Source organism: Kitasatospora sp. NPDC048298 (assembly GCF_043201465.1).
Lineage (GTDB): Bacteria > Actinomycetota > Actinomycetes > Streptomycetales > Streptomycetaceae > Kitasatospora.
On the sequence record NZ_JBICYZ010000002.1, the window covers coordinates 57,427 to 69,160 of the forward strand.

Annotated in this window: 10 protein-coding genes; 4 read left to right on the plus strand and 6 right to left on the minus strand. The window is 70.7% G+C overall.

Annotated elements, in window-relative coordinates:
* Positions 1-21: 21 nt before the first annotated feature.
* On the minus strand, positions 22-456 hold the full coding sequence (locus tag ACGF0D_RS01500; RefSeq protein ID WP_392913569.1) for an ATP-binding protein: 435 nt from the start codon (positions 454-456) through the stop codon (positions 22-24).
* A 162-nt stretch (positions 457-618) separates the two neighbouring features.
* Between ACGF0D_RS01500 and ACGF0D_RS01505 the strand changes: the two genes are divergently transcribed.
* From ACGF0D_RS01505 to ACGF0D_RS01515, 3 genes are all read left to right on the plus strand, one after another.
* Positions 619-1,428, plus strand: coding sequence for a helix-turn-helix domain-containing protein (locus tag ACGF0D_RS01505; RefSeq protein ID WP_392913572.1), 810 nt, complete (start codon positions 619-621; stop codon positions 1,426-1,428).
* The gene (locus ACGF0D_RS01510) at positions 1,425-1,625 is read left to right on the plus strand and encodes a DUF397 domain-containing protein (RefSeq protein WP_392913574.1); all 201 of its coding nucleotides are present in this window, start codon (positions 1,425-1,427) and stop codon (positions 1,623-1,625) included. The genes ACGF0D_RS01505 and ACGF0D_RS01510 overlap by 4 nt, the downstream gene beginning before the upstream one ends.
* 208 nt (positions 1,626-1,833) lie before the next feature.
* Entirely contained in the window at positions 1,834-2,688 is an 855-nt protein-coding gene (locus ACGF0D_RS01515) for a hypothetical protein (protein WP_392913576.1), read from the plus strand.
* Positions 2,689-3,015: 327 nt separating this feature from the next.
* Here the strand turns inward: ACGF0D_RS01515 and ACGF0D_RS01520 are convergent, their stop codons facing one another.
* From ACGF0D_RS01520 to ACGF0D_RS01535, 4 genes are all read right to left on the minus strand, one after another.
* Positions 3,016-3,513 carry an ATP-binding protein gene (locus tag ACGF0D_RS01520; RefSeq protein WP_392913578.1) on the minus strand — a complete coding sequence of 166 codons (498 nt, stop codon included), beginning with the start codon at positions 3,511-3,513 and terminating at the stop codon, positions 3,016-3,018.
* Between the two features lie 200 nt (positions 3,514-3,713).
* Positions 3,714-4,955: an Ig-like domain-containing protein gene (locus ACGF0D_RS01525; RefSeq protein WP_392913580.1), complete on the minus strand. Its 1,242-nt coding sequence runs from the start codon at positions 4,953-4,955 to the stop codon at positions 3,714-3,716.
* A 210-nt stretch (positions 4,956-5,165) separates the two neighbouring features.
* Positions 5,166-6,416 carry an Ig-like domain-containing protein gene (locus ACGF0D_RS01530; protein WP_392872961.1) on the minus strand — a complete coding sequence of 417 codons (1,251 nt, stop codon included), beginning with the start codon at positions 6,414-6,416 and terminating at the stop codon, positions 5,166-5,168.
* Positions 6,417-6,590: 174 nt separating this feature from the next.
* Positions 6,591-7,826 (minus strand): Ig-like domain-containing protein, encoded by a 1,236-nt coding sequence (locus ACGF0D_RS01535; RefSeq protein ID WP_392913582.1) that lies wholly within the window; start codon positions 7,824-7,826, stop codon positions 6,591-6,593.
* Positions 7,827-8,006: 180 nt separating this feature from the next.
* Between ACGF0D_RS01535 and glgX the strand changes: the two genes are divergently transcribed.
* Positions 8,007-10,184, plus strand: coding sequence for a glycogen debranching protein GlgX (gene glgX / locus ACGF0D_RS01540; RefSeq protein WP_392913584.1), 2,178 nt, complete (start codon positions 8,007-8,009; stop codon positions 10,182-10,184).
* Between the two features lie 4 nt (positions 10,185-10,188).
* Here the strand turns inward: glgX and ACGF0D_RS01545 are convergent, their stop codons facing one another.
* Complete coding sequence (locus ACGF0D_RS01545) at positions 10,189-11,616, minus strand: family 2B encapsulin nanocompartment shell protein (protein ID WP_392913585.1); 1,428 nt, start codon at positions 11,614-11,616, stop codon at positions 10,189-10,191.
* Between the last annotated feature and the right edge of the window lie 118 nt (positions 11,617-11,734).

An 11,734-nucleotide genomic window follows, 5' to 3' on the forward strand; every position in this document is an offset into this window, starting at 1 on the left:
CGCGCGGTCGGCGGGTAGGGCTCAGGCGTGAGGGTCGAGGGGGGCGGGGAGGGCGAGTTCGCACCAGATGGTCTTGCCGATGTGGCCGTCGCCACGGAGGTGGGCGCCCCAGGAGGTGGCGAGGGCGGCGACGAGTTCGAGGCCCCGGCCGGACTCGTCCTCGGGGGTGGCGTGGCGGACGGTCGGGAGCTTGGAGTTGGCGTCCGAGACCTCGATGCGGAGCACGGAGGCGGTGGGGAGGAGGACGCGCACGCCGATCATCCGGTCACGCGGGCCGCGGGCGTGGCTGCACGCGTTGGTGACGAGTTCGCTGAGGAGGATCAGGGCGGTCTCGGCGGCGTCGACGGGCACCTCCCACTCGAAGGCCTGCCGGATGAAGCGGATGCGGGCACGGCCGGCGCTGCGGGGGAGGCGGGGGAACATCCACTCGACGAGGTCGACGGGCTGAGTGAGCATCAGAGTCCTTGGGAGGGTTTACGGGCGGCGTCACTCGCGAGGGCTGAGTTCGGCCATTTCACCCTTCAAGCGTCGACAGGCGGGCATAGCCTCAGCAGTAACGCCGTACGTACGGCGAGAGGCTGACCGCCCTGCGACCAGGGCAGGAAGGGGCGCGGGGCCGTGAGCACGCCGAAGCAGAACCCGGTTTCGTGGAAGTACTGCGGCGATCAGGTCAAGCGTTGGCGCACTCTCGCGGGCGTGAGTCGGGAGCAGCTGAGCCAGGCGGCTCACTACGACATCGAGAGCGTGCGGTCGATGGAGGCGGGGCGACGGAAGCCGACGCTCCAACTGCTACAGGCAGCAGATGAGTTGTGCGACGCGAAGGGGATGCTGGTGGGGGCTCACCCCTATCTCACCCCGGAGAACAGGCCTGCGCGCAGCGACGCCTACTTCGACGTGGAGAAGGAAGCGGTTGCCTTCTACTCCTATGAGGCCCTTTACATCCCAGGCTTGATGCAGACCGAGGACTATGCCAGGGCTATCCTCAGCCGCCACATGCCCCCCGTGGACAGCGCCACCATTGAAGAACGCGTGGCTTTTCGCCTCAAGCGACAAGAGAGGCTCGTGGAGCCCGAGGTGCTGTTCAGTTTCACCATCTACGAAGCGGCCCTCCACACTTCCATCAGCGGAAGGGAGGCCATGAAGGAGCAGCTCCACCGGCTGCTTGAGTTCGAGGGCTCACGCAACATCCGGATCCAGATCCTTCCTGCCGAGCAGATGCTCCCTTCTGGACTCTCGGGATCGCTCACCATCTTGGAAACGATCAACAATGAACAGTATGCGTACGTCGAGACCCACCTAACGAACGCTCTCCACTCTGACCCGCAACTCGTAGGCAAGCTCAGCCGACGCCACGCGATGATCCGCTCGCAGGCCCTCGCCCCGCGGGAATCAGCGCGGTTCATCCGAAAGACACTGGAGCAACTATGAACGCCACCATGCCGTGGTTCCGTTCTAGCTACAGCGACCACGACGCTGGCAACTGCGTCGAGGTCGCTTCCCACCCCTCCGCCATCCAGGTCCGCGACTCCAAGGACAAGACCGGCCCGACCCTCACCTTCTCCCCCGAGGCCTGGTCCGCCTTCGTCTCCTTCGCCTCCGAAGCTCAAGCCACACAGGCCGAGTGACCCTCAATGGAATGGGTGGGTAACCACCTTCCAACCACCCCTGTGCGCAGCAGATATGACTTATCGTCACGACTTCTCCACGGGCGGTTTCCCCATGTAGCGTGCGCAGCAAGAAACAACCCCCGCCGGTGCTACCAACACCGAACGGGGGTCTGACCGGCACGACCGAATGCGACTCGATCCTGTGGCTACTCACGACCCTACCGCCATGGCGCCCCCCGGATACGGCAAGCAGTCCGCCCCGGAGCAACTCCCCCGCTCCGCGCGTGACTTCGCCCACCTCCCCGCCCGCGAGGCGTACCTCGCCTCGCTCGTCGACCACCTCCCCGACGGCGCCGCCATGGACGTCAAGACCCTCGCCGTCCTCCAGCCCCACTACGGGCAGATGGCCTGCCGCACCGCCCTCAACAACCTCTCCACCGCAGGTCATCTGCGTCGCGTCCGGGAGCGCGTCAGCTCCAAGGACTGCCGCTGGGTGTTCCGCACCTACTTCTCCCGCACGCCCCGCTCCGACGCCTGGTGGACGCGCTTCGTCATGACCGGCGAAACGTCAACGCCCGCCGCGCCCGATCCCCCCAAGGAGCGAACGCTCAACCGCGCTTCCCCCACCTCGGCCGCCTACGCCGCCCTCGCCGGCCTCGGCCTCGCCGACCCCCGCCTCGCCCTCTCGGCCGCCGACTGCACCGCCCTGGAACCGCTGGCCGCCGAGTGGCTGGCCCGGGGCACCTCCCCGGCCCTCTTCACGGCCGCCCTCACCGGAGGCCTCCCGCCGGACGTCCACAGCCCGGCCGCCTTCACCCGCCGCCGCCTGCTCGACAAGATGCCCCCGGAACGCCACCCGGCTCCGACCCCACCGCCACAGCCGGACCACCCCGCCCGCGTCATCGAGTGCACCGCCTGCCGCACCCCCTGCCGCCCCCACGCCCTCCTCGGCGGCCTCTGCCGCACCTGCCGCGACGGCACCCCCAGCGCCCCGCCACCCCGCCGGCACCTCTCCCCCGCCGCCGTGCGCGCACACGCCGCCCGAGCCCGCCAAGCCATGGTCACATTGCCGCGATCATGAATATTCACAGGCGATGGCGTTAACCTATGCAAATTCCAAAGGTGAACTAGGTAACAGACCTTGCATTCCAAGCCATCCGGTTTGCCCACATGCTGAGATCCGTGCGATAGTCAGAGCAGCCCAACGGCGGGCGACACAGCACGCCGCCCTGGGTTGATGACTTCGGCGGGCCCGACCTGGCACTGCCGACGCCCATCGCGCGGCACGCACCCCCTTGGCCGGCGCGATGACTTGCAGGGGCCCCCATCCGCCGGACCACGGCGCACCCGGGGGCCCTGCGTGTTTCCCGGGAACACGGGAACACAAGGAACAGCGGTTCACCCGCCCTCAGGGCCGCTCGCGCACCCTCAGCTCGAACCAGACGCCCTTGCCGCGCGGCAGCAGGTCCGCGCCCCAGCGGTCGGCGAGGTCGTCGACGATCCTCAGCCCCCGCCCGCGCTCGTTCACCGGCTTCGCCTCGGCGAGGATCATGCACGGCAGCGCCCGCGAGGAGTCCCGGACCTCGATCCGCAGCCACCCGGGCTTGCGGCCGACGTGCAGGCCGATGGTGCGCCCGGCCGCGTGCCGGACCGCGTTGCTGACCAGCTCGCTGGTCAGCAACTCCCCGGCCTCCAGGTGCTGGTGGAGCTCCCAGGACTCCAGGACGGAGAGCACCAGTCTGCGGGCCACCGGGCCCGACTCGGGCCGGGACGGCAGCCGTACCTCGTTGGGGGCCGACGGGTCGCGGAGTCTGCCGGAGTACAGCTCCTCCAGCTCCTCGGAGGTGAGCCGCTCCAATGCCGAGAGCCCACCGCCCCGGACGTCGATCCAGGATGCCTCGGCCACCACTCCGGCCCCGGGAACCACTGACTGATCTGCTTCGCCCCAACCCGCCATGCGGACCATCATTGCGGAACGCAAGCAGCCGCGTACGGACAATGAGCAAACGATCACGTCGCGTCGGCATATGCCGGATGCAAGAAGGGGCCGACCCGGGCCGACTTCCGTCAAGCCCGGGTTGACCCCTCCCCCACCTCAGCGACCGATCACCAGGTGCTCCACGGCGCGTTCCAGCCGCTCAGCCCGTTCGACGGGTCGAGCGTCTCCTTCCTCGTCGAGTTCTTCACGACCATCACGTCGCCGACCAGCGTGCCGTCGTAGAACTTGCCCATCGAGGTGTTGGCGCCGCCGCCCTGGACGTCCTTGAGGCCCACGCAGCCGTGGCTGACGTTGTCCTCGCCGAAGGTGCTGCTGCTGCTCCAGTAGTTGCCGTGCACGTACGTGCCGGAGTCGGTGAGCCGCATCGAGTGCGGGACCTGGAGGTCGTACGGCGCACCGGTCATGCCGGGCAGGGTGCTGGACTGCATCCGCACCACGCCCTCCTTGGACATGACCACCATCGTCCCGTTCCAGGTGGGGTGTTCGGGCGCGCCGGCGCTGATGTCGATGTCGCTCGTCTGACCTGCCGATACGACCGTCATCTTGTGCGTCGCGGCGTCAACCGTCGAAATCTGGGACCGCCCGATCGTGAAGGGCTCGTCCCGGTCCCCGCCGTACACCCCGGGGGCGATCTCGACGCTCTTGAGGCGGTAGTGCACGACCACCTTCGTCCCGGGCGTCCAGTACTGCTCCGGGCGGAAGTCCAGCCGGCGGTCGCCGAACCAGTGGCCCTTCACCACGGTGCCGTTGCTGGTCTCGAAGCTGATGCCCCGGGCGACCTCGTCCCTGTTCGCGACGTCCTTGCTGAAGTTCACCGAGACGATCATGCCGACGCCGTACGTCGCGTCGTTGTCCACGTTGTCCGAGGCCTTGGCGAGCTCCGTCGGGGTCAGCGTGGAGAAGTCGCTGTCCGCCGTGGCGACCGCGCCGTCGGCGTCCGCGGCCATCGCGCTGACCTGGTAGGCGGTGCCCACCTCCAGGCCGGCCGTGGGCGTCCAGGAGGAGCCGTCGGCGGAGATGGTGCCGGGGACCTCCTTGCCCGCCTTGTCGTTCACGTTGACGGTGGTGAGCTTGCCCCCGGTCGCGCCGATCTTCAGCGCGTTCGGCGCCACGTCCACCGAGCCGGGCTTGGGCTCGATGCTCACGGCCGCCTTGGAGACCTTCGGCACCGTGCCGGTGGACGCCGCCGCGCTGGGCGCCGCCGCGGGCTTGGCACCGGCCGCGCCCGCCCCCAGGTCGGCCTTGGCCGCGCCGCCCGCCGTGCTCCCGCCGCCCCCGCCGCAGGCGGCCGTCAGCGCCATCGCGCCGCCGACCAGACCGACCGCCACCACTCTGCGTATCGACCTCAACGTCGATCCCTCCCTCAGAAACCCCGTGATCCCCGTGAATCCGACGGACCCGAACGTCACACGCTCCGGGCCATCGGAAAGGTTGCGCCATTCGTGGGGCTCGTCGCCCCGGAAACCGCGGCGGCCCGACCCCAACGGGTGAGGATCGGGCCGCACGACGGCAAACTCGCCGGAAGGCCCGGATCAGCCGGGCCCGCTACCGGGAAGGGCCTACCAGGCGGCCCAGTCCACGTTCCAGCCGCCCAGCCCGTTGGAGGGCGCGACGGTCTTCTCCTTGGTGTTCACGACCTTGATCGGGTCGCCGACCATCGAGTCGTTGAAGAACTTGCCGGCGACGGAGGAGTCGCTGCCGCCCTTCACGTCCTGCATCGACACACAGCCGTGGCTCGCGTTGGTCTTGCCGAACGGGCTGGCCCAGTAGTTGCCGTGCACGAAGGTGCCGGAGGTGGTCAGCCGCATCGCGTGCGGGACGTCCTTGATGTCGTACTCGCCACCGAGACCGACGGTCTGCGAGTTCATCCGGGTGACCTTCTCCTTGGACATGACCACCATCGTCCCGCCCCAGGACGGCGTGGCGTCCGCGCCCAGGGTGACCGGCACGGTGGTGCTCTGGCCGTCCCGCTCGATGGTCATCTGGTGCGCCTTGGCGTCCGCCGTGGAGACCATCGACCGGCCGATGGTGAACGGCTCGTCCTTGTCCACGTCGCCGTAGATGCCGGGGGCGACCTCGACGTTCTTCAGCCGGTACTTGACGGTCACCTTGGTGCCCGGCGCCCAGTACTTCTCCGGACGGAAGTCCACCCGGCGGTCGCCGAACCAGTGGCCCTTGACCACGGTGCCGTTGTTGGACTCGATCGTGATGCCCTTGAGGACGGCGTCCTTGTTCTTGACGTCCTTGTTGAAGTTCACCGAGACGATCATGCCGACGCCGTAGGTGGCGCCGTCGCTGATGTTGTCGTTGGTGGAGACCTTCTTCTCCGGCGTCAGCGTGGTGAAGGTGGTGGTGGACGCGGCCACCAGCCCCTCCGCGTCCTTGGCCTGCGCGTTCACCTTGTACGCCATCCCGACGGCGAGCGCCCCCGCGGGCTTCCAGCCGGTGCCGTCCGGGGTGATCGCGCCCTCGACCGGCTTGCCGTCCTTGTCGGTCACCTCGACCGTGCTGAGCTTGCCGTTGGAGACGGCCACCTCCAGTCCGTTCGGCGCGACGTCCTGGGCGCCGTCGGCCGGCTGCACGGCGAACACCGCGGCCGAGGGCTTCGGCGTCGCCGAGCCGCCGCCCGCGTCCGCCGCCGGCGCGGAGGCCGCGTTGCCGCCGCCCGTACCCCCCGAGCCGCCGCCCTTGTCGTCGTTGCAGGCGGCCGTCAGCAGCAGCACCCCGCCCATGACCAGCGCCATCGCGCTCCGGCGCCCGTAGCGGTTGGTGGTGCGTATCGCTGCGCCGACCGTCTTACCCGTCTTCACGGTTTCTCCCCTCCCGGTATTTCACTCACTTGACGCGTTGAGTGCCCCCATGAGTTGCACCGTCCGGCCGATCTTTCCGGCCGGATCCCGGACGCGCCGGAGCAGGATAGCTAAGCCTTCCGAGTGAAACCTGAGAGGAGTCGGGTTGACGAGAGGTGAAGGTTCGGAGGAGGCCTACGGCACCGGCCGCAGCGCGCTCCCGGCCACCCACTGGTCCCACGGCACGTTCCAGCCGTTGAGCCCGTTCTGCGGCGGCACGAAGTCCCCGGCGGAGGCCTTCACCTCCAGCACGTCCCCCGGGACGGTGTGCTCGAACAGCCAGCCCGCCGGGGAGTCCTTGCTCGCCCCGCCCTTGGCGTCGGCCAGCCCGATGCAGCCGTGGCTGGTGTTGGCGGTGCCGAACACCCCGGGATCCGCCCAGTAGTTGCCGTGCACGAAGGTGCCGGAGGTGGTCAGCCGCATCGCGTGCGGAACGTCCTGGATGTCGTACTCGTCGCCCATGCCGACGGTCTGCGAGTTCATCCGGGTCACCTTGTACTTCTCCGACACCACCATCACCCCCCGGTAGGTGGAGTGGTCGGGGCTGCCGCCGGAGATCTTCAGCACCCGGACCACCTGGCCGCCCCGGCCCGCCCGGACGGTCATCGTGTGGGCGTCCAGGTCGACGGTCGAGACCTGCGCCCGGCCGACGGTGAAGTGCAGGTCCCGGCTCTGCGTCCCGAACGCCCCCGGCGCCCCCTGCACGTCCTTGAGCCGCAACGCCACCGTCACCCGGGTGCCCGCCGCCCAGTACTGCTGCGGACGGAAGTCCAGCCGCTGCCCGTCGAACCAGTGCGCGGCCACCGGCACCGGCGGGTCCGCGACGACCTGGACGGCCTTCTCCACCGCCGCCCGGTCGGTGATCGAACGGCTGAAGCGCAGCGAGACCGGCATGCCGACGCCGACCGTGGAGCCGTCCTCCGGGGTGAAGAACGCCGCGAAGGTGTGCGCCCGCGCGACGGTCGTGAACGCCGAGTGCCAGGCCGCCTTGCGCCCCTGGTCGTCCTCCGCGACGGAGTCCAGCGTGAACGCCGTCCCGAGCGGCAACGGCCCGTCCGGCACCCACCCGCCGCCGTCGGCCGCGATCCTCCCCGGCACCTCGGCGCCCTTGCCGTCCGCCAGCCGCACGGACACCAGCCGCCCCTGCGTCACCCCCACCCGGACGGCGCCCGCCGGCTGCACGTCCTGCGCCCCGTCGACCGGCTGCACGGCGAGCACCGCCCGGGACGGCACCGCCGGCACCGCCCGCGCACCGCCCTCGACCGCGTCCCCCTCCGACACCCCCGCCGGACCGCCACAACCCGCCAGGACGACCAGACAGCAGACCACCGCCGCCACGCCCCGCGCCCACACCCGTCCTCGGCGCCGCATCCCGGGGCCCCTCCCACTGTTCACAACCGACGCCCGGAACAACGATGGCCCTCGACACGGGGACACGCCGATCACCCGGAATCCCCCGACCCACGGAAACGCCCACCGCTTCTGCCGGACGCAATCCGGGAAAGAGAAGGTGAATGGACCCGGAACACCCCGCCCAGGAAGGCCACCGCCATGGCGTCGGCACCGCACCTGAACCCCGGCAACTGGCAACCCCTGGGCGCCCGCCTCCGCACCGACCACCGAGGCCACCGGGGCACCGACTTCGCCCTCTGGGCGGCCGGCGCCGAAGCCGTGGAGCTCTGCCTGTTCGACGAGGAGGGCCACGAGACCCGCCACCCCCTCACCGAGCAGGACGCCCAGGTCTGGCACGGCTTCCTCCCCGGCGTGCTCCCCGGCACCCGCTACGGCTTCCGCGTGCACGGCCGCTGGGACCCGTGGACCGGCGCCCGCTGGAACCCCGCCAAGCTGCTGCTCGACCCGTACGCCCGCGCCGTCGACGGCTGTTACACCTCCCACGACGCCGCCTGCGCCGCCGTCCGCAACTGGCCCGAGGCGGACGTCGCCGACACCGTCCGGGACAACCGCGACTCCGCGCCGTACGTCCCGAGATCGGTGGTCGTCCACGGCGACGAACGCCACGAGGACGGCGACCGCCCGAACACCCCCTGGTCCGAGACGGTCCTCTACGAACTCCACGTGCGCGGCTTCACCATGCGCCACCCGGAGATCCCCCCGCACCTGCGCGGCACCTACGCCGGCCTCGCCCACCCCGCCGCCCTCGACCACCTCACCCGCCTCGGCGTGACGGCCGTCGAGCTGCTGCCCGTGCACCAGTACGCCAGCGAGGACCACCTCCAGGCCCGCGGACTCGTCAACTACTGGGGCTACAACACGATCGGCTACTTCGCCCCGCACGCCGGCTACTCCGCCTCCGGCTCCCGCGGCGGCCAGGTCGGCGAGTTCAGGCGGATGGTCCGCGCCCTGCACGCCGCCGGGATCGAGGTGATCCTCGACGTGGTGTTCAACCACACCGCCGAGGGCGGCGTCCTCGGCCCGTCGCTCTCACTGCGCGGCATCGACAACGCCGCCTACTACCGCCTCCCGCCGAACCACCCGCGCGGCTACGCCGACTACACCGGCTGCGGCAACACCCTGGACACCCGCCGCCCGCAGGTGGTCCGGCTGATCACCGACTCGCTGCGCTACTGGGTCACCGAGATGGGCGTGGACGGCTTCCGCTTCGACCTGGCCGCCGCCCTGGCCCGCGGCGGCCCGAGCGGCGGCGACGCCGTCGACATGGACCACTCCTTCCTCACCGCCGTCTCCCAGGACCCTCTGCTCGGCCGGGTGAAGCTGATCGCCGAGCCCTGGGACGTCGGCCCGGGCGGCTACCAGGTCGGCGGCTTCCCCCCGCTGTGGGCCGAGTGGAACGACCGGTACCGCGACACCGTACGGGACTTCTGGCGCGGCGCCCGCCCGGACGTGCGCGAGCTCGGCTACCGCCTCTCCGGCTCCTCCGACCTCTACCAGCGGGCCGGCCGCCGCCCGTACGCCTCCGTCAACTACGTGACGGCGCACGACGGTTTCACCCTGCGCGACCTGGTCTCCTACGACCGCAAGCACAACGGGGCCAACGGCGAGGACAACCGCGACGGCACCGACGACAACCGCTCCTGGAACCACGGCGCCGAGGGCGAGACGACCGACCCCGCGGTCAACGCGCTGCGGCTGCGCCAACTGCGCAACCTGACCGCCACCCTGCTGCTCTCCGCCGGCGTCCCGATGCTCACCGCCGGGGACGAACTGGGCCGCACCCAGGGCGGCAACAACAACGCCTACTGCCAGGACAACGAGGTCGGCTGGCTGGACTGGTCACTGCTGGAGCAGCCCGGCTGGCAGGAGCTGTGCGCGTTCACCGCCCGGCTGGTCCGGCTGCGCCTGGCCCACCCGGTGCTGCGCCGGCGGGCGTTCTTCTCCGGCCGGGCCACCACCCCGGGCGGCCGGCCCGACCTCACCTGGTTCACCCCGCGCGGCACCGAGATGACCGAGGCCGACTGGTTCGCACCGACCGCCTGCCTCGGCATGCTGCTCTCCGGCACCGCGCTGCCCGAACGGGACGAGGACGGGCCGGCGCCCGGCGACGACAGCTTCCTGCTGCTGCTCAACGCGGGCCACGAACCGGTGGTGTTCACCCTGCCCGGGGAACCCTGGGCGGCGCCGGCGGCCCCGTACGAGAGCGTGGTCGACACCGCGGCCCCGGGCCCGGGCGGCACCGTCGCCCCGGGCGGCACCGTCGTCCTGGGCGGGCGCTCGCTGCGCCTGCTCCGCTCCCCCGCCCAGGAGACGTAGGGCGTCAGCTGCCGGCGTGCCCGACCTCGACGTTCTCCAGCACACCGATCGCGTCCGGCACCAGCACCGCCGCCGAGTAGTAGGTGCTGACCAGGTACGAGGCGATCGCCTTCTCGTCGATGCCCATGAACCGGACGTTCAGACCCGGCTCCACCTCGTCCGGGATGCCGATCTGGGTGAGGCCGACCACGCCCTGGTTGTCCTCGCCGACGCGCATCGCGATGAACGCGCTGGTCTGCTGGTCGGACACCCGAATCTTGTTGCACGGGAAGATCGGCACCCCGCGCCAGGTCGGCCGGTGCTTGCCGAGGACGTCGACCGTGGACGGGTAGACGCCGGCCCGGTTGCACTCCCGCTCGAAGGCCGCGATCGCCCGCGGGTGGGCGAACAGGAAGTCGGTGTCACGGCGCATGCTCAGCAGCTCGTCCAGGTCGTCCGGGGTGGGCGCCCCGGTGCGGGTCTGGATCCGCTGGTCGAAGTCGGCGTTGCCGAGCAGCCCGAACTCCGGGTTGTTGATGATCTCGTACTCCTGCCGCTCCCGCAGGGCCTCGATGGTCAGCCGCAGCTGCTCCTCGGTCTGGTTCATCGGCTTGTTGTAGAGGTCCGCGACCCGGGTGTGCACCTTGAGGACGGTCTGCGCGACGCTCAGCTCGTACTCGCGCGGCGCCTGCTCGTAGTCCACGAAGGCGCCGGGCAGCTCGTACTCGCCCCGGTGGCCGGCCGAGAGGTCGATCCGCGCCTCGCCGTGCTCGTTCTGCGCCTGCGCGGCGTCGGCGGCGAAGCCCAGCAGCTGCTCGCGCAGCGACTCGGAGCGGCCGACCAGCTCCTGGAGCACCTGCCAGGACAGCGCCATCGCGACCCCGGAGGTGGCCGCCTTCACGGTGTACGGCCAGGTGCCACCGCCCTCGGTGATCGCCTCGTCGCCGAGGTGGTCGCCGTCGGCGAGCGAGCCCAGCTCGGTCTGCTCGCCGTACTTGCCGGTGCCGATCCGGTCCACCTTGCCGTGCGCGATCAGGAACACCTCGTCGATCGGCGCCCCCTCCTGCACCAGCACGTCGCCCTGTGCGAAGTCCCGCTGCACGAACCGGCGGGCCATCTCGGCGAGCACCTCCCCGTCCTCGAAGCCGCGCAGCGCCGGCACCTCGGCCAGCGAGGGGGCGATCACCGTCACCGCGGAGCCGGTCTTCGCGAAGCTCACCCGGCCCTGCCCGGGGGCGTAGCTCAGCCGCCGGTTGACCCGGTAGGTGCCCGCGCTGACCTGCACCCACGGCAGCATCTTCAGCAGCCAGCGGGAGCTGATCTCCTGCATCTGCGGCTTCGACTTGGTCGTCGTCGCCAGGTTCCGCGCCGCGGTCGTGCTGAGGCTGAGCTGGGCCCGTACCCGCACGGTTGCGGAACCGTGACCGGGGGTGGGCTCGGTTTCGACCGTCATCTGCGCACTCCTGTCGCCTGCGTGTCAATGGGCATCCGTCAGGAGATGTAATCGGCCGACGAGCAGGCGCTCGCAAGAGGCGCGCGGCGCACTCGTCCCCGCAGAGGCGGATGCGCGC